Here is an 18465-nt window from a genome sequence, read left to right on the forward strand (position 1 = left end):
CAAGGAAGCGAACCATGAAGATTGACGTCGCCGTTCGCAATGTGTATTCGAAGACAATCTTGCGCAAGGTCAATCGGCGCAGCATGTTAGGCATGCTTGTGCTGGCAACCCTCTGCGGCTGCCAGGACGCGCCGCAAGCCAGGCTCAAGCAATCTCCGGCTACGCAGGTGCGAGGAATCGTGTGGCAGCTTGACGACCAGACCTTGCATCCTATGGGGAACTGGGAAAGGCTCGGGGCGCGTGAACTGCTCATCCAATGGACAGCCGTGGACGGCGTCAACTATCTGCCAGGCGCCGAGGGCCGCACTGCTGCACATTTGCCTGATTGGCAGCGGATTGCGGCTGAGCCATGGGCAAGCAAAGTGATCGTCGGACTGGCAGGCCGCTTCGACGAAACGGCCGCCCGCGCAAATGTTGCCGCGCTAATTGAAGAGTCGGGCAAGCTTGCCGCGTTGCCGACGCCGCTGCATGTGGCGGGCTGGTTCTTTCCATTAGAGGTCGATTCGAGCTGGTCCGATGCAGCCCGCCTTGGCCCGCTGCTGGCGGCCTTGCCTCGGCCTTTGTGGATCAGCGTGTACGACAGCGCCAATGTCGGTGCGGACACGCTGTCGCATTGGCTTGCTTCGTGGCTACCGCCGGATGTCGGCATCTTCTTTCAGGACGGCGTCGGCATCCACGCGCGCGACGCAAGCGTGGCGCGGCATTATGCGGACGTGCTGGCGGCTCGCTTCGGAAAACAGCGGGTGCGCATCATCGCCGAAGCGTTTCGTCCGCGCCAAGGAGGAGGCTTCCGTCCGGTCACCGCCGAGGAACTCAAACCGCAACTGGCCGCCTATGACGGCTTTTCCGTTTACTTGTTCGATGGCCCGCATTACGTGAGCCGCGATCTGGTGAATGAGCTGGCCGGTCCTGAAAATGCTGCAGGAAACGGGGGCTGAAGCGGTGGCGGCAACGGACTGCCGGCAGAGTCGGCAAGGTATCGCCAATTCATGTTGGGCAGCCATCACCCTGGCCCATTCGAAGCAGATATTGTTTTAATCACCTTGCATTTTCTGAATATTGATGCATTGTTGTTTTACGTAAATAATCGCGTGGGAATTGCGCAACAGCATAGTTAAATGATTTCAATTGTTAGCTTTTTTACTAGATTTTTTTGCCATAAACGATTTAATATCAAATCGTCTCCATACAAAAAAAAAGAGGTGACGACATGGGATGGTTTAACAAATTGGCGACCAAATATATTCTGACGCCGGAAAAAATGGCGGAAAATGAATTACGCGATACACGCCTGGGATTGTATCAATCAGAAAGGCAGTTGCTGGAAGCGGAAATGCGAGTCGACTACTATCGCAATGTCCTAAGCTTCCTCGAAGCGATTAGCGTCGACGGCGTAGAAAGTGTCGCCGAATCGCAGAGATCCAAACTGCCCTCACAACCGCAAATACCGCAGCGGCGTGCACCAGATCTGAGTTCTTACCGCGGCGGAGCCTGACCTTAGGCTCGCACGGGTTTCATGCGGCGCAAACGATCAGGCATGGATCACTGTTCATGCATGCTCGTTTTCGCTGCAACTCGTGCCGTAACTCTCGCGACGGCTGCAGTAAGAAACTGATTACACGTGTCAAGCTAGCTTGATTGCGGTCGGTCAGCGCCGCCCATTGCGAAACGGTAGCTCGCGTGACCGAGTGTCACAACACTTAGGAGAAAAACTCGCTGCAGTGCTCAGCAGCGCACGAAATCAGTGGCAATGAAAAGCCCGTCCGTTTCCGTAATGCTGTTTCCGGGCTTTTCATTGTTCCATCCTTGACTGGATTACGGATTCTTCAATTTCTCCAGCCCAAATTTCTCCAGCATCATGTCTGCAGTTTGCAGCGCACCCTCCACCCAACCCTGCGCATCGGAATAGGCTTCGCCGCAAATATACAAGGGTTGCCGGCCGATCGGCTGGATGATTTTTTGTTTCACTTCCCAGCTTTTCACGCCGATGTTCCAGCTATTCCAGCCGCCGCCGAAGGGATCGTCGCCCCAATCGCGGAAACAGGCATCTTGTACCTTTGGGGTGTAACTCAAGCCATGCATGGTCGCCAACTGGCGCGCCACTTCGGTAACCATGCGGTATGGCGCCTGGTACTGATCCCAGGCCAGCTCCGGATTCTGTTTGCGATTTTCGGCCACAAACGGCTCATTCACTTTGGCGACATGCTGGCCCCTGGCTTTGAGTTGATGCCGCTGCGGCCGCAAGCCGTCCCAGAATCCGGTATTGTCGCCATCGTCATAGCTGGCCAGTAGCATGGCGGGCCCGGTTTTGACGGGCGCACCATTGCTTTTCGGCCAGTAGTAGGTTTGCCGCACCGGAATGTCGGTCACGCTGCGTCCCGCCTCTACCGGCACCACGCTGCCGTCAGGCTTGCTATATCCGGCTGCGCGCCACCACGGACTGGCATAGGTGGTAAATAATTTAAACAGCGGACGCGGCGTGACAGTAGAGATCAAACCGTTGATTTCCTGCAGGATCGGGCTGCTGTCGGCGAGCAGATCCAGCGAGCGGCGCGGCATGGCCAGGATCACGGAATTGGCGCGGATCGACTTGCCGCCGACCTGGAACTCAACTGCGCCATCCAGGCTTTCAAGCGCCGACACGCTGCTGTTCAAACGTACTTCACCGCCTGCCTCGACGAATAATTTAGCCAGAGTCAGAGGCACTTCCTGGAAGCCTTTGGTGAACCCCTTGTAAATTGGCTGCACCCCGAAATCAGACAAATACCAAGGAATGGCATCGGCTGCGTTCCAATTGCACATAGTCGAGTCATACCCGCCTGCATCCAATGAAAATTGATACGATTCGCCGTTAATCACTCGCATCAGCACATTCCAGAATCCCTGTTGATACAGGGGCTTGCCGGAAAAACTGGCTTGCTGCGCCATTTCGCGGCGCTGGTCTTCGGTGAGATCCGGATTGGTAATGCCCGGCACTATCTGCTCAATCGCATTGATCATGATGGAACCGGCGGTTTGCCCGTGATTCGGAAAGCCTAGCCGGTACGGAACCTCATCCGGATTGGTAGTGAAGTCGGACAGACGTAGATAGGTGCCGCGCAGATAGGCGATGTTTTGCGGTTCGTCGACGGGGAAGGGATACAGCTTGATTTGCTCGCTATCCGGCAGCAACTTATTGAGCGCATCAATCAGGGTGCTGATCAGCGGCTGTACTTTGGGCAGAATCCGCATGCCGCCCAGTTCCGCCACCATATCGGGAATGCCGGGCGGCGTTACCGAAAGCAAGCGCCCGCCGATATGATCGCTTCCTTCAAACACCACGATTTTTTGTTTCGGGTTGGCTTGTTTCAGCCGCCATGCGCTATATACCCCGGAAACTCCGCCGCCGACGACGGCGATATCAATTTTTTCATCTGCCATGATGCGTAATCCCCTTTTTTGTAAGTCAATCGAAGAACAAATCCCAGGACTCTGCCGGACAACATGCAGATACCCGACTGCACCCTGAGTGCCACATTCGCTGCTGACGCTGACTAGAAAATGACCGGCGTGTTCTGATTGTCGCCAGGCCCTGCGGCAGCAAGCAACTGTCCGTGCTGATGGAACAAGTTCAAGGCGGGCTGCACCGGTGCTCTTGTTTGGCTTGCTTGTCTTCCGGTGTCGTCATCCGTGCTGGGCGGCGGTGGCGGATTCTGGGCGGTGCGCATATCCAGAATATAAGCTTGCTGATGCTGCAGAACATGATCCATGCCGCGCCGCACGGCTGCCTTGACTTCTTCCGGAGTGCCTACCACTTCACCGGCAAGACCGCCCAGCGCTTTTGCAATGGCAACAAAATCCATCACCGGACTTTGTATGCGCAGATAAGACGGGTCGGTATTGTAGTCTTTGGGGTGCCATTCATAGCCTGGCGCGGTTCCGTACGCGGCTACCAGCTGTTGCAAGCCGTTTTGCAGGGTATGGTATTCATGGTTATTGGTGATGATGTACAGCACCGCCAATTTGCGATGCGCCGCGGTCCACCATGTTTGCGGATAAAACAGCGACGAACCGTCGCCCACTGCCGCCACCACAAACTCGGTATCGATCTGTTGCCAGCCTTGCGGGCTTAACTTGATGCCGAGCGACGCCGGCATCGACCAGCCCAGCGAACCGCCGCCAACGCAGTAATAACTGATCGGTGCGGCGCCTTCCGTACCGAACGGCAGCAGATACTGGAACGGCGCCGGATCGGAAACCGCCTCGTGCACATAGACAAATTTCCGGTTCAGATTGCGTTGTTTGATTTCTTCACGCAAAGCCTGAGCAATGACTACCGCCAAAATATTCGGCGCCGCCAGTGCTTCAACAAAATACTTGTCCCACTGCACCCGCCGCTGCGCCGCGAGCACGGCCAATTTCGCGTTACGCGCGGCGGCCGGCGCAGACGGAGCGCCGCCTACCTGCGCATTGATGAGTGGCAGCGTTGCTTTGATATCGCCAAACACTGCCGCTTCGCCATAATAATTTTTGCCTATATCCCAAATATTATTGCTGAGGTAAACCTGTCTGACAGCTGGGGGAATTAGAGCGCCATCCGAATATTTAAAAATCGTGATCTGCGCCTGGTTGCTAAAGCCGCACAGAAATGCAACGTCATGATCCTTGAATACATTTTGCACGCCGGCTTGAGTACCCGGAAGCTCACCCTGCCAATGGCTATCGTCATTCGGGAAGTTCGCCACGGCGCTGAAGGTTTGCAGCAATACGGGCGCCCCGATCAATTCCGCCATTTGCTGCAGTTCCGGCCAGGCGTTGGCATAGCCGACCGCATCGCCGGCGATGATGATGGGATTTTTTGCCTCTTTGAGCGCATTGGCAACCTGGGTAATCGACTCCGGTGCGCCGGTGAAGTGCGGCGAAATACGCGTTACGCCTTTGATCTTGTCGTTGGCGCCGATTTCGCGCATGGTGAACTCCCACGGAATCGATACGAACACCGGGCCGTTGGGAGCCGCCATCGCTTCTTTAAAGGCTCGTTGCAGTACCAGCGGAAGTTCTTCGGCGGCACGCACTTCATGCGCCCATTTGGTGTATTGCCTGGCTAAATCAACCAGATTGGACGCCAGCAGCGGCTCCTGGGTAACCAGTTCATTTTGCTGTTGGCAGCATAAAATCACCAACGGCACCTGCGAGCGTGAAGCATTGAATAAATTGCCGATGCTATGTGCAATACCTGGCGTGACATGTACCACCAGCACCCCTGGCAAACCGGTCATGCGCGCAGATCCCATTGCCGCACCGAGTGCGATGTTTTCATGCAGGCACTCGATGTACTCCACCTTATTTTCCGGATAAGAAGTGCCATCGATAATTGGAATTTCATTGGTCCCCGGCACACCGAAAATATAGTGAATACCGAGTTCGCTTAAGATGTCGAATACATAGTCGCGCGCCCAGCGCGTCGGTGCCTGCCCATGGTTGTTCGCCATTTGCTCCCCCTATTTAGACTAAGTTATCCAGCTAAAATGGCTGGATCGCACATGCATCTATCCATGCCGTTCCCGCAATGACGGCCTGCCTTGCGTCCCTGCCTCAATACCGCGATGAGCTGTTGGCAAGGGCAAAGCGACACCTCCGCCGATCCGCGGTCAGCGCCCGCGGATATTGGCAAACACGGCCTTCGCGTTCGTCAACTGCGCCGCCATCGTTGCAGAAGCGTAGTCAGGCGATGAATGACGGGATGGGAAGCATTGCAGGCAATTGTAAACTTGTATTTCCACGGAGAAACCTGCCGCAATTGACAGGTAGGAAATCTCTCTTATTCTGCATATCCGCAGAACAATGACATATAGGCAATGACAGCAGCAATAACGCCAGGCTAAGCTAGCCTGACTAGTCATCTTTGATCTATTTCACTGCTATACGTCAGCACTATTCGCTGGCTGATCAACTCGAGGCAGCATCGTCTCGCGCATCAGTACCGTCATTCGGTCAAGCACATTGCGCCACAGGCCAACACCACCTGCTGGGCATTCACTCAATCGAGGAAGCAGAACCCGACTTGCGATTTAGTAATTTTTTGCCTAAGCTTTCGTACAGATAGGGAGTGGGCGTCTGAACTGGTTGCCCAGTACGATAGAAACGGGAGGCACTAATGACGAGCGATCCGGCTGGCGGTTCAATACCGAACCCTTGGTTCATTTGGCCATGGTGGCTAAGTCAAATTATGGCCTCGGCGACGCGCAGCCCTTTTGCTGCGGGTTTTCTGAATGAGCCCATTTTGCCCAATGGGACTTTTGCAGGCGTTGTTATCAATCAAAACAACTCTAGCGACCCGCAGGCTGAGCGCGACATCGTCAGCGAACAGAGCTACGGGAGACAACTAGGTCGGTTGATGGATGCCGTAGCAGTCTTGATCAGCGAACGGCCGGCAGAATCTAAAGAATGTGCTGAACTGAAAGATCTACTGGAATTGAAAGAAAAGATCGATAAGATCAAGAATAAAGCCGCACGATCCCGCTTCGAACGTGTAAAAACTGACCTTGCGAGATTAAAGCTGAATGCTCCGAAGGAGTACCAGGAGCGGATCGACGAACTCGATGCTTTGCCGCCGTCTGTATGAAATCCAGGAAGTGCATTTGTCGCTGTGGCAGAGCTTAAGAGAGATCATCGCTTGCCGTCATACTCGCTACACCGTTTCGTTTCTGGCGTACAGAAGCTATTTTGGAGAAGCGGCGAATTAGGGCCCGCGGCCTGGCTCAGGCCGAGCATTTAAGGTCGGCGGGTAAATTTGCGACAGCTTGACCCACCTCTGAGCTACCTGTGCGCCGACGGTATAGTCGATACCCGAACGTTGTCGTTGATAGTCGAAACGAGGGATGCCAAGCAGGCCAGTTTCCTCGGTTTGCACCAACACCAAGCCGTCTTTACGCTTAATTTCGATGACCAATCCCAAATTCGTCTGATCGCCGGGCTTAAGAGTTTTGCGAAACGCCTCCGTTGTCTGGTCTTGCTGCGCCGTGGTTGCGGTCGCAGCCATTGGCACTTGATTCAGTTCTTGCAGAAAATCGTCATGATAACGGACTTGCAAATGTCGACCTGATTGCGCCTCTGTGTATTGTCCTATCCCGTCTTTCTTGCCCGCTCTAAAGGAACCTTTAAACACATCGCCGTTGCGCCAGACATAAACACCATCTCCTTCAGGTAACCCGTCTTTTATCCCCCCGGTATAACGGTCGCCGTTGATGTAGCGAATTTCCGCTTTATCTTCAAGCAACCGGCCTTGTTTAAATTGGCCTTGCAGTTCGTCGCCATTGATGAAGCGCACCACACCACGGCCATCGCTCAAGCCTTTCAGACAAGATCCTTGGTATTGATAGGCAGGCCAAGCTTGGCTGTCGGTTAAACGGCAAGCGGTGTCTGCAGCGAGCGGAGAGGCGCTAGCAGCAGTAGCAAGCAGGCTTAAGCACAGGGGGCCGAGCGTTAACAAGCGCCAAGCCCAACCTTCCCTATCAATAGGGAAGGTTTTTCCAAAGCGCCACATAAGCATCCGGGTTAACATAATCCGAGGTAGAAAATCCGGCTTCCTTCAACAAGCGATCACGTAGGTCTCCGCCAGTTTCTGAATATTGACCGCTGAGGGCATAGGCGCTAACCAAGGCATTAAATTTTTGCTCTTTCTCCAGTGGTGTTCTTGCGCGGCGGATTTGTGTAAACGAAAGGGTATGGCTATTGGCAATGGTTTGCATGTTTTGCGCCTCCTGAGTTTGGATAAATTCTCGCCGCGCCGTTTGCACTGTCTCGGAGTCTTCAATGCCGCCGGGTACACATTTCCAGTATGGCACCGGAACCGCTTTACCCAGCGTTTCAATGATGCCCAACTCCACTAGAAGGCGTACCGAGGCATGACGGGCTTCTATACGCGATATTGAGTCACTCCAGCCGATGGAATTACCATTGATGCTAATGTCATAGTTGTGGTCGACACTATCGAGATTGAGCACCATCGCATTGGTTGATGCAGTGTGATTGGCAATCGAAAACATGGTGGTTTGGTTGGCGTAAAAATCCATCACGATACGAGTGCTGGTCTTCTGTTGATTACGCCCGAAGTCGACATTGAGCAGGCCCTTACCGCCGCCGGATTCAGTGGATAAATTTTGCGAGTGTTTGCTGTCGTAGACCGCGCGGTCAAACTCAGTCACCGCACCGTACAGCGTAAAAATCGTATCGTAACCAAACGCCCGACTTGGAATCAGCGCCGCCCCGCCAATATTGAACAACTGCGCTTCCTCTATCGTCGGCCGGTAGATAATGCTGAGTGGCCCACCGATCTTAGAGAGGGTACTCACGGCCATATCGCGCAAATCAATGGGGATTTCCTCGTCTTTGGAAGCACCCGTGGCGTCTTTCACCACGCCGACTTCAATCGGCAGCGGTTGATCAATATAAGCGCTCAACATCCGGCCAAAACATGGCAGGCTGTCGTTAAATGCATTAATCCGTTGTTTGGGGATGCTGTACGGTTCAACCACCAGGGCCTCGCCGCTTACGCAAGCGGCGAGTAAAACCGTGCTTAAAAAGTAAAAAATAGCGCGAATAAAATGCAGCATGAGTATGTTATTTCCATTAATTTACTCGAATAGGAAACATTTTATGATTTCATTATTTAACCGCGGCATCTTTATTGACAATAGTTGAATTAGAGTGATCGGCTTTAATAATAATTGTTGCATTATTCATTTTTGCATTTGATCCAATATTAACGCTATTTACATTCGCGCTGCCGTCACTCTTTCCTTGAACAATTCGATGTTTTCCTCCTGACGCTCCCTCACGAGACTCTTTATTGGCACGATTCATCGCATTCGTAACAATGAATTGAGTATTGGTTAAAGGCTTCGTATTTTTTTGTTGTTGATTCAATTGTGCTTTATATGCATCATATGCAGTGCCATCAGCCAAGGCAAAACCATAGGGAGTAGATAAAATAATCAACAGGAATATATTAGAGAACGGGCGGATCATTTTATTTGCCTTCCAGTTAACAGGAGTCGCAGTATTTAAGCGCCTCCTGCATTTTCCATCAATGAAATCAATGAAAAACATTGAATATAAATCTATTTTCCAACGGTAATTGAATTCTGAGTTCCTTGACCAGTAATCGTATTATCACCGCCCTTCAGATCGATAGTATTATGAGAAGTTTTTTTTGTATCGTTAACCATAATTGAGTTTTGGACCGCTGAACCACCGACTGAGCCACCTCCCCCACTTAATGGCCCAATCTTTACACTGGCCTTTCCCGTGACTTGGTTAGTAATTTTATTTTTCGTATTTTCTTGCTTTATCGTATTAGTTGTATCGGCAAAGCCGATACAAGAAACCGTGCTGATAACACCGAAAACAACCATAGTTTTAACGAATCGCATGATGGCCTCTCTTCTCTGATTGAAAAAATAAATCCCGCATTCAATCCCTAAATGCATAAACACCTGATTGATTAAATTTCTCGTGCTGGACGAAGTTGGATGTCTGCAGGAATAAATTATGCTGACCGACGAAGTCGGCGCAAATAAATTATCGAGGGCATGCCCCTTAGGACCCAAGCTATGCTTGGGTCGGTATGAAGGGGAAGTAAGCAAAGCACAATATAAACCGCGCCCTCAAGACAGAGTTTCTGCAAGTGTGCTTCACTAAATTTTAGACCGCGATTTCCATACGGCAACTGTCAACATTAACAGGTGAAAATCCCGCTACGCGGCAGGAAACTCACATGGGCACTCCATTTTGATATGGCCTCGCGCACAAAATCCAGACACGAACTTGCGCGTGATGGCCGCTTCCATGTTGTGGAGGAAGCCCAACAATCGCTTGTACCCTCGCTCAGCAATTCCGGCACTGAGCAGATGAAGAGCCCCTCGAGCAGTTGACTTCGAGGAGCTTGAATCAAGCTAAAAATCACATCATTTTTGCTTAAATATACCGTCCAAAAACCAACAATCACGTAACGGCACTGCTCAGTGAGATTGTCGCTGCGCGCGGATGCCAAAGCGTTGGGCGACCGACTAAGCAAGGAATTCCTTACATGCATTTCGGGTTTTCCTGATTTGAATTTGCTTTGATATCACCCATTATTTCCAGGTGGAAATAAATGCATTTATTATCACATCAATGAAAAGGTGGTCAATGGGGCATTGCACTGCCCATGCCGGTGAAAAAAAACAATAAGCAAGTTCTCATAGCCTTGGTTTGCCCGCCGACAAAAATTTTACAAAGGATCATTTTCATGTTGCTTTTCAACAGAACGAGGTTGGCGGCTCTATTTGCCGCCGGACTAGCGTTACTCCCTCCGTCGTCGGCAATCGCGCAAACCACGGCCAACGTCACCGTCAACGCCGGCACCAGTCTGAACAAGATCCCCAGCGGCGCCTTCGGTGTGAACACGGCGGTTTGGGATGGCTACCTGCTCGATCCGGCCATACCCGCTCTGCTGTCGAAAGCCGGCATCAACGCGCTGCGCTATCCCGGCGGATCGACGGCGGATGTCTACAACTGGCAAACGAATTCGATTGTTACGGGACAGGGCGGTTATGCCAATCCCAGCAACACTTTCGATGCATTCATGGGAATGGTCAAGAACTCCGGCGCAACGCCGATCATCACCGTGAACTACGGTTCCAATGCCGCCGGCAACGGCGGAGGAACTCCCAGTTTCGCCGCTTCCTGGGTGCAATATGCCAATGTGACCAAAGGTTACGGAGTCAAGTACTGGGAAGTCGGTAACGAGGTGTACGGCAACGGCGGATATGGTTCGTCGTGGGAAACCGATCTGCACAGCGCGCGCGATCCGGCGACCTACGGCGCCAACGTGGCGCTGTTCGCCTCTGCAATGAAGGCTGTCGATCCGACCATCAAGGTTGGGGTGGTACTGACCGCGCCGGGCAACTGGCCCGACGGGCAGACGCCGAGCTGGAATTCCACCGTCCTGGCGAAGTGCGGCTCGGCGATCGATTTCGTCATCGTGCACTGGTATCCGCAAAATCCGGGCAGCGAATCGGACTCCGGGCTGCTGGCCTCGCCGCAAAGCGGTTTTAACGGCTCCCCCGGCATTGCCGGCATGGTTTCCAGCGTGAAATCGCTGATCAATCAGTATGGCGGCTCGAACGCATCGAAGATTCAAATCTTCGTCACCGAAATGAACTCCGTGTCGACGAACCCCGGCAAGCAGACAATCAGCGTCGTGAACGCGATGTTCGTCGCCGACGGTTTGCTGACATGGCTGGAAAACGGCGCGGCGAACGTGGATATCTGGTCGCTGCACAACGGCAGCACGGGCGGGAACATGTCTTCCAGCCTGTTCGGCTCGGCCACCTACGGCGATTACGGCATCCTGTCGAACGCCACCTCGGGCGAGCCTGCAGCCGATACGCCGGCGCCGACCTACTTCGGCATGCAGATGCTGACCAACCTGGGCAAAGCGGGCGACACTCTGGTTTCCGCCGCGTCGAGCAACAGCCTGCTTACCGCGCATGCAGTCAAGCAGGCCAACGGAAATCTGGCGCTGCTCCTGATCAATAAGGACCCGAACTATACGACCACCGCCAACGTGGCCGTATCCGGTTATACACCGGCTGCCACCGGCACGTCCTACACGTTTGGCAAATCGAGCAGCGCCATCGCCTCCGCTAGCGCCACCGGTCTGGGAAGCAGCTTCAAGGTCACGGCCCAGCCTTATTCGCTGACGACCGTCGTATTGACTCCGGGAAGCACTTCTCCGGGCTTCAGCCTGTCCGGCAGCGTGGCCAACCTCTCGATCAAACAGGGCGGCAGCGGCAGTTCCACGATCACCGTCGCGCCTTCCGGCGGATTCGCCGGCGCGGTATCGTTTGCGGCGAGCGGTCTGCCAAGCGGCGTCACGGCGTCGTTCAGCCCGACATCAATCACCGGATCGACCACGCTGACATTGAGCGCCGGCAGTTCGGCAGCCATCGGAACGGCAACAGTAACCATTACGGGGAAAAGCGGATCGTTGACTTCGCAGACGAAGTTCACCTTGACCGTCAATGCTCCGGCAGTAGCAAATTTCAGCTTGTCCGCAACCCCCGCGTCAGTGTCGCTTGCCCAAGGAGCCAGCGCGACTTCGAGCATCTCGATCGCGCCCGCAGGCGGGTTTAACAGCAGTGTCGCCTTGTCCATCAGCGGCTTGCCAAGCGGCGTGACTGCCAGCTTCAGCCCCGCAACGACCGCCAGCACGAGCACCTTGACGCTCAATGCTTCCAGCACGGCATCAACCGGAAACAGCACCGCCACCGTCACCGGCGCCGGCGGTTCGCTGAGCCATACAGCGACGCTCGCCTTGAGCGTCAACACCGCTTCCTCAAGCGGAGGCAGCGCGACATTTGCCGGCAATCCATCGGCCAACGGCCCCTGGTACGATGAAGACGATGTGACCCTCACGACAACAGCCCCGATCACCGCCTTGACGCTGACCATCACGGTCCCCGCCGCAAACGTAACCTATAACAGCAGCTATAACACCGTCGGTTCGGCAATCGTCACGAGCCACGCCAGCGGAGCCAATATCGTGTACACGTTCACGCTGGCCAGCGGCCAGTCGATCGGCGCGGGCAACTACACATTTGCGGCGCAATTGAATGGCAACGGCACGACACATAATGCCGCAAGCGATACATGGTCGGTCACTTATACCTCGGGCGGCGCGACCTATACAAAATCGGGTTCAATTTAATCGTGATAGTTACCATGCGGCGTCGCTGTTATCAATCAGGTTGGCAGCTCGGATAACGAGCAAATGAAATCAGGCCCCTAACCGCCTTCAGGCGGTTAGGGGCAAGTCCACTGTTGCATCCCATTTTTTGCGATTAATCAAAATCGATTCCCAATCGTCGAATAGCGGATAGTCCGTTCAGGCAGTAATAGCGCTGCGACAGCCCCAGGCCCAGGAGCGTTCCTGTCAGCGTATCGCGCCGCAATACCTGGCCGTACTGGTCACTGGTGTATTTCAGCGTCTTGAGATTTTGCCGGGTATTGGCTAAGGTGCCGTCGTTGTATGCACTGACCTGTTTCAGATGACCATTGACGTCATAAGTAAAATCCGACAAGCCCGGCTTCCAGTACACCGCATTCGGGTTGCCCGGATCCGTGCCGCGCAGGGTGGTCTGGCTTTGCTTTGCTTCATCCCACCAGACAAAACTGGTGTCGGTATGCACCCCGGCGCCGGCTGCTTTGGACGGGTCGTATTGGTAGCTGTGCGTGACCACGCCCTGATCGGCACCGCCGTAGTAGCCGCTGGCGTCTTTCAGGCGATAGTCATAGCTGGTGACCGTGGTGCTGGCGGTGCCGCCCACCGGCGATTGCACCACCGTGTCTTGCGTGAGCCGGTTATCGGCGTCAAACACACGGATAGCGATCACCGACAGGCTCTCGGCATCTCGACTTCATGAGCGCAATACTGGGATCAAACGCCATTTACTCATCTGCGCCACTGGCCGCCTGCTCGGCCTGAATATGTGCGCTGTTAGTGCTGGAGATGACATCGTTAGTCGGTGATGGTGAGAGCGTGGGTAGTTTTTTCTTTATTAAAGGCAGATTTTTGCGCTCTGTCCCATCGGGCAATACCGCCTGTTCTGCTGATAACCAGCTTCCGCTATCTTTTGTCATGTGCATGCTCCTGTCTGATTGTGTCGTAACAGCTTAGGACATCTGTCCAGGAAGTGCGTTGATGTACCTCAAAACAACGCCTTATTGATAGTAGCGCGAGCAGCTTCCATCATGGCCCGCAGCTTTTCGCAATCGGAGTTGACTCTGGAGCGGGCCAAGGCCGGTATGTCGCAAGTAGTAAAAAAATTTGACCGAATTGATACTGACCACAAAGACTACATCACCCGACAACAGATCAAAGACGTCATGAAAGAAGGCCCGTCGTCCAGAAATAAAATTTAATCGGCTTCAGTCAATATCCGCGAAATCAGAGCGTGTTCAAATTGACTTTCCAATGGGATCAATACGTCAATCCCGCTACCCAAGGCAACCTGAAGATCGACGCCATTTTTATCGCGTATTGTTTCGACGACCATTAAACGATTGCCCTGCGGATGGATCAGTTCCAGCGTGTCACCCACCGAAAATTTGTTTTTCACTTCCACCGTTGCCCAGCCTTCATTGATCTGATTGACCTTGCCAACGTAAATACTGCGTTTTGATTTGGAATGGCCATCCAGATAGTTCTGGGTTTCGTGACTGCGATGTCGCTCATAAAATCCGGTGGTGTAGCCGCGATTGGATAGGCCATCCAGATCGGCCAGCAAGGCTGGGTTGAAAGGCTTGCCGGCTACCGCGTCGTCGATCGCCTGCCGGTACACCTGCGCTGCGCGTGAAACGTAATACTGACTTTTGGTTCTGCCTTCAATTTTTAACGAATCAACCCCGATCTTCACCAATTTTTCGACATATTCCACAGCACGTAAATCCTTGGAATTCATGATGTAGGTACCGTACTCGTCTTCCGCTATCGGCATGAGCTCACCGGGCCGGTTGGCTTCTTCAATCAGATAAGTCTGATCGGCCAGCGGGTGACGGGGAATCTGGGCCGCGACGGAAAAAGACTGCTCGGCGTCGCGCAAGGCCTTATTGAATTCAAACGGGATCACTTTGACCTGGCCCGACTCATCTTCGCTGGCATTGGCCATTTTGTAATCCCAGCGGCAGGCATTGGTGCAGGTCCCCTGGTTGGCATCGCGATGGTTGAAGTAACCCGATAGCAAACAACGACCCGAATAGGCGATGCACAGGGCACCATGCACGAATACTTCGATCTCCATATCCGGGCATTCCTGGCGGATTTGGCTAATCTCGTCCAGACTCAGTTCGCGCGACAGAATCACCCGGGTCAGGCCTATTTTCTGCCAGAACTTCACGGTGGCGTAATTCACAGTATTCGATTGCACAGAGAGGTGGACCGACAATTCCGGCCACTTTTCGCGCACCATCATGATCAGCCCGGGGTCGGCCATGATTAGCGCATCAGGATTCAGCGCAATCACTTCTTCCATGTCAGCCAGATAACTTTTTATCTTATTGTTATGCGCCAGAATATTACTGGCCACAAACAGCTTTTTGCCACGCGTATGCGCTTCCCGGATGCCTGTTTTCAGATTTTCCAGTTTAAAATCGTTGTTGCGGGCACGTAAAGAATAGCGTGGTTGACCGGCATAGACGGCATCGGCGCCAAAATCGAAGGCAGCTCGCATGCGATCAAGATCGCCGGCCGGTAAGAGGAGCTCCGGGATGGCTGTTGTCATGATATTTTCCGTAAAAAAAGGAAACACTGTAAATGACAAATCGGATGATGAAATTGATCTGGATCACGGCTTGCTGAAATGCTCTTGATACAAATCAGTCCAACAGCACATCGGCATTATTATTCAAAGCGCCGGTGGCGATGATATTGGCATTTTGCCCGGCATTGATCAGGCTGCCGTTGTTATTCAGCGTGGCGCTCGTGATGTTGAGATTGCCGCCGCTGGTGATCATCGCCGCCTGCGAGGTTTCGGCTTGTTGCGCCACCCCGAAGAAGTCCTGGTTCAGGTCTTGCACGGTCTGCCCAGCAAACATGGCCTGCCGCGATTGCAGCCCGACTGTGCCGCCGCTGCGGACATTGTTCAGTTGGGCGGCGTTGATGCTAGGGTTTTGTGCAGTCCCCTGACGTCACCCCTTGCACGTAGCACCCATGTTTGCCTGGTTGCATATGGTTTCACAAAGGGGCCGCATGATGCACTATAATCATTACGTCCCCAAGAAAAAGGGGAACGGGTTTAGCGACTCGATTTACCAACAGCGGACATACCGCGCTACGCGGTTTTTTTTACGTCCGTAACGCCTTCGTGCGCCTTCAGCGGCGGGCCTTGGCGGGGGTACCTTCGGGTACGCCGGTTGCTGTTGGTACCGGTTCGCTAACCCCGCCTTGTGCCCGCCACCCTCATTTAGCGATGAGCGGCGGGTCTTCCACTACCAATGGAGGCCACCATGCCTAGCACCACCACGCCTAAACAATCCCCCTATCATCGACCAAGCTGCATCGCTAGCTGCGATTCGAGAACTGACAGACCACATTGCATTCACCGCGCGCCATACCGATATCCTGCTGCAATCCATCATCGATAAGCTCGATGCAAGCACCGGCCTGAATCAAGAGGCGCTCAAGCTCGTAGCCGCAATCGAATGCTTTGTCCTCTGCGCCCAAACGGCAAACACCGCCATTTCGCGCTTGTCGGACCAATCCATTGATCTACAGGCCCAACTGACGGCGCAAGGTGCAGCATGAGCGCCGACATCCAGCCAAAAGCCGCCCTCCCCCGCCAGCGTCCATCAGCCGTTCAGCGTTCTCAGCGACAAGGCCAGGCACATTCCCACGGCGGAATTCGTCGCGATCACGCTGGACCTTGCCCTTGGCATGCAAACCTGTCTTGAGATCGTCCATGCGGCAAATTTTCAACGCATCTGCAACGAAGAAGCCGAGGCCGGGGAGGAAATCGCCCCGGCGATCAGCGAGTACGGGGCCGAGGCTTTGCTGCGCTTCTCGATTGCAGCGGCAAAACTGCTGCACGAATCGGCTGATGGATCGATTACATGGATGAATAATTATGGTTGGTTCTTCAAAGGCCCAGCTGACTTGTAGTTATTGATAACGATGCCTGATGGCAAAGCCGTCGTGCTGACAAGTTCGAACGCGCGTGCCGGGATTCCTTCCGCAAAGAAGCGCTTCCCCGTGCCCAACAAAACCGGATAGACGATCAGCAAGACCTCATCCGCAAGGCCGTGTTCGAGCAGCGTCGAGGTCAGCGTGGAGCTACCCCAGAGGATAAGGTCCGGGCCGTCCTGCGACTTGATTCGGTGAATGGCCTCGACGATGTCCGGTCCAAGGCCCTCGACTGGACCCCATTCCAGATTCTCAGGTCTGTGGGTCGCGATGTACTTCGTCGCGGCGTTGAGGCGGTCAGACATAGGACTGCTGGGCGCCTTCGGCCAGAAGCCCGACCAGAGATCGTAGGTGCGCCGGCCGAGCACCAAATCGAAGCTCTCGCCCTGCACCGCAAGGAGTAGATCTCTGCCAGCGGGGGTGCGATAGGGCGCAGTCCAGTCGCTGTAGGGGAAATCGTCTTCGCCGGAGGACTGGATCACCCCGTCCAGCGAAATGTGTTCGAAAATTTTGAGCTTTCTCATCGCGAGTCTCCGTCGCTAACCGATGATGTGTTCGCTGAGTTCCTGGTCTTCGAGCGCTTGTGCGACATCACCTTAAAGCATCATCGCCCTGTTTGTCGAGCCCTTCTGGCTCTTCATTGGATTTCGTATCCCTCTGGGTTAGGTCCGTCCCAAGCCATGCAGTTTCGCATCGGTACCGGACTGCCATGACCGACGGCTTGTGGTCTATAGAAGACGACTACTTCCGATTCGAAGCGAGCATCCGCTATGACCCTGTGCGGTGTGGAAGAAATTTTTTCCGCTCGATCATGAATCCCGTCCGTCTCTCAATACGGATTCTCCCGTGCGTGGATTCGTCAGAGTTACGTTCTCGAGCGCCTTGATTTGCCACTCGGCTGCCTGCCGCGTCAGCACGGCAAGGATCAACGTGTCGACAGCGTGTGGCCCCGCTGGATGAGCCGCTCCGACCGCGAGGCGGCTCCAGAAGTGCATGACTACCGCGTCGTCGCTTATCGCGGCTACATCGATTAGCTCGTTCTCAAGCATGGAATCGCTGTAGATGGTTGCGTGAATGGGCGCATGCAGCTTGACGATCTCATCGACACCGCGCACATAGTGCCCGAACCGATTCACGAACGTCGCATCCTCATGGAACAGTGCTCCGAAGGATTGCATGTCGTGATTGTTCCAGGCGGTTTGAAACGCGTGAGGTGCGTCTTCGGGTTGTTTCATTTGAATCATGTGGATCCTCATAAGCGTCTATATGAAAGTACCCAACGTCTGTTTTGGGGGCTTACGGTCGGGCGGTCAAGGAAAATCCTGTTCAACCACGGAATGTTCGCTCATGGCCCAGACTGTGTAAAAACGGATCCAATCGGGATCCGGCTTCAAATATAACGTAACTTTCTTGTTTTTCGAGTAAACGAAATAAGCCTTGCCGTGTCCTAGCGATATCTCGTCATATTTCGGGTGATCGATATGGGGCGCTTCATCGAAGGCAGGGACCGGGCACAAGGCATATTGCTTCCAGAGCAGCTGGACGACTACGTTACAGAGAGCAACCCGGTACGGGTGGTCGACGTCTTCGTTGACGAACTGGATCTGGATAAAATGGGATTTGATGGTGTCAATCCCGCAGAAACCGGACGGCCTGCGTATCACCCCTCTGTACTCCTTAAAATCTACATTTACGGTTACCTCAATCGCATTCAATCGAGCCGGCGTCTTGAACGGGAAGTGCAGCGCAATGTGGAACTGATG

19 protein-coding genes are annotated in these 18465 nt (G+C 53.8%); 7 read left to right on the top strand and 12 right to left on the bottom strand.

Going from position 1 to position 18465, the window contains the following annotated elements:
* Positions 1 to 14: 14 nt before the first annotated feature.
* Both BLV81_RS16755 and BLV81_RS16760 read left to right on the top strand, forming a co-directional pair.
* Complete coding sequence (locus BLV81_RS16755; RefSeq protein ID WP_255365289.1) at positions 15 to 938, top strand: alpha-amylase family protein; 924 nt, start codon at positions 15 to 17, stop codon at positions 936 to 938.
* 272 nt (positions 939 to 1210) lie between these two features.
* Positions 1211 to 1495, top strand: coding sequence for a hypothetical protein (locus BLV81_RS16760; RefSeq protein ID WP_092358309.1), 285 nt, complete (start codon positions 1211 to 1213; stop codon positions 1493 to 1495).
* A 320-nt stretch (positions 1496 to 1815) separates the two neighbouring features.
* Here BLV81_RS16760 and BLV81_RS16765 read toward each other — a convergent pair whose 3' ends face one another.
* Together BLV81_RS16765 and BLV81_RS16770 are read right to left on the bottom strand one after the other, a co-directional pair.
* Positions 1816 to 3420: a flavin monoamine oxidase family protein gene (locus tag BLV81_RS16765; RefSeq protein ID WP_092358311.1), complete on the bottom strand. Its 1605-nt coding sequence runs from the start codon at positions 3418 to 3420 to the stop codon at positions 1816 to 1818.
* 113 nt (positions 3421 to 3533) lie between these two features.
* On the bottom strand, positions 3534 to 5471 hold the full coding sequence (locus tag BLV81_RS16770; protein WP_092358313.1) for a thiamine pyrophosphate-binding protein: 1938 nt from the start codon (positions 5469 to 5471) through the stop codon (positions 3534 to 3536).
* A gap of 665 nt (positions 5472 to 6136) precedes the next feature.
* On the opposite strand from BLV81_RS16770, the gene BLV81_RS16775 reads away from it, so the two are divergent.
* Positions 6137 to 6604, top strand: coding sequence for a hypothetical protein (locus BLV81_RS16775; RefSeq protein WP_092358314.1), 468 nt, complete (start codon positions 6137 to 6139; stop codon positions 6602 to 6604).
* A gap of 117 nt (positions 6605 to 6721) precedes the next feature.
* Here the strand turns inward: BLV81_RS16775 and BLV81_RS16780 are convergent, their stop codons facing one another.
* From BLV81_RS16780 to BLV81_RS16795, 4 genes are all read right to left on the bottom strand, one after another.
* Positions 6722 to 7525 (bottom strand): MORN repeat-containing protein, encoded by an 804-nt coding sequence (locus BLV81_RS16780; protein ID WP_176992864.1) that lies wholly within the window; start codon positions 7523 to 7525, stop codon positions 6722 to 6724.
* Positions 7494 to 8594 (bottom strand): hypothetical protein, encoded by a 1101-nt coding sequence (locus BLV81_RS16785; protein ID WP_092358317.1) that lies wholly within the window; start codon positions 8592 to 8594, stop codon positions 7494 to 7496. The genes BLV81_RS16780 and BLV81_RS16785 overlap by 32 nt, the downstream gene beginning before the upstream one ends.
* 52 nt (positions 8595 to 8646) lie before the next feature.
* On the bottom strand, positions 8647 to 9009 hold the full coding sequence (locus tag BLV81_RS16790; RefSeq protein ID WP_176992865.1) for a hypothetical protein: 363 nt from the start codon (positions 9007 to 9009) through the stop codon (positions 8647 to 8649).
* Positions 9010 to 9101: 92 nt separating this feature from the next.
* A complete protein-coding gene (locus tag BLV81_RS16795; protein WP_143036361.1) occupies positions 9102 to 9413 on the bottom strand; it encodes a hypothetical protein in 312 nt (103 codons plus the stop codon).
* A gap of 857 nt (positions 9414 to 10270) precedes the next feature.
* Here BLV81_RS16795 and BLV81_RS23705 point away from each other — a divergent pair.
* Positions 10271 to 12733 (top strand): cellulose-binding protein, encoded by a 2463-nt coding sequence (locus BLV81_RS23705; RefSeq protein ID WP_143036362.1) that lies wholly within the window; start codon positions 10271 to 10273, stop codon positions 12731 to 12733.
* Positions 12734 to 12866: 133 nt separating this feature from the next.
* Here the strand turns inward: BLV81_RS23705 and BLV81_RS16805 are convergent, their stop codons facing one another.
* On the bottom strand, positions 12867 to 13418 hold the full coding sequence (locus BLV81_RS16805; protein ID WP_092358323.1) for a hypothetical protein: 552 nt from the start codon (positions 13416 to 13418) through the stop codon (positions 12867 to 12869).
* A gap of 55 nt (positions 13419 to 13473) precedes the next feature.
* Entirely contained in the window at positions 13474 to 13665 is a 192-nt protein-coding gene (locus tag BLV81_RS16810) for a hypothetical protein (RefSeq protein ID WP_092358325.1), read from the bottom strand.
* A 111-nt stretch (positions 13666 to 13776) separates the two neighbouring features.
* Between BLV81_RS16810 and BLV81_RS23940 the strand changes: the two genes are divergently transcribed.
* Positions 13777 to 13947, top strand: coding sequence for a hypothetical protein (locus tag BLV81_RS23940; protein WP_176992866.1), 171 nt, complete (start codon positions 13777 to 13779; stop codon positions 13945 to 13947).
* Here the strand turns inward: BLV81_RS23940 and yegQ are convergent.
* Together yegQ and BLV81_RS16820 are read right to left on the bottom strand one after the other, a co-directional pair.
* Entirely contained in the window at positions 13944 to 15305 is a 1362-nt protein-coding gene (gene yegQ, locus BLV81_RS16815; protein WP_092358327.1) for a prephenate-dependent tRNA uridine(34) hydroxylase TrhP, read from the bottom strand. The genes BLV81_RS23940 and yegQ overlap by 4 nt on opposite strands.
* A 94-nt stretch (positions 15306 to 15399) precedes the next feature.
* A complete protein-coding gene (locus BLV81_RS16820; protein WP_092358329.1) occupies positions 15400 to 15618 on the bottom strand; it encodes a hypothetical protein in 219 nt (72 codons plus the stop codon).
* Positions 15619 to 16456: 838 nt separating this feature from the next.
* On the opposite strand from BLV81_RS16820, the gene BLV81_RS16825 reads away from it, so the two are divergent.
* Positions 16457 to 16681: a hypothetical protein gene (locus tag BLV81_RS16825; protein WP_092358331.1), complete on the top strand. Its 225-nt coding sequence runs from the start codon at positions 16457 to 16459 to the stop codon at positions 16679 to 16681.
* Here BLV81_RS16825 and BLV81_RS16830 read toward each other — a convergent pair.
* Both BLV81_RS16830 and BLV81_RS16835 read right to left on the bottom strand, forming a co-directional pair.
* Positions 16645 to 17226: a dihydrofolate reductase family protein gene (locus tag BLV81_RS16830; protein ID WP_092358333.1), complete on the bottom strand. Its 582-nt coding sequence runs from the start codon at positions 17224 to 17226 to the stop codon at positions 16645 to 16647. The two genes, BLV81_RS16825 and BLV81_RS16830, sit on opposite strands and share 37 nt — an antisense overlap.
* Positions 17227 to 17511: 285 nt before the next feature.
* Complete coding sequence (locus BLV81_RS16835; protein WP_092358335.1) at positions 17512 to 17946, bottom strand: YybH family protein; 435 nt, start codon at positions 17944 to 17946, stop codon at positions 17512 to 17514.
* Positions 17947 to 18183: 237 nt separating this feature from the next.
* Here BLV81_RS16835 and BLV81_RS16840 point away from each other — a divergent pair.
* On the top strand, positions 18184 to 18465 hold a 282-nt coding region (locus tag BLV81_RS16840), incomplete at its 3' end, for a transposase (RefSeq protein WP_143036363.1).

The organism is Collimonas sp. OK242 (assembly GCF_900107095.1).
In the GTDB taxonomy this organism is placed as follows: Bacteria; Pseudomonadota; Gammaproteobacteria; order Burkholderiales; family Burkholderiaceae_D; genus Collimonas.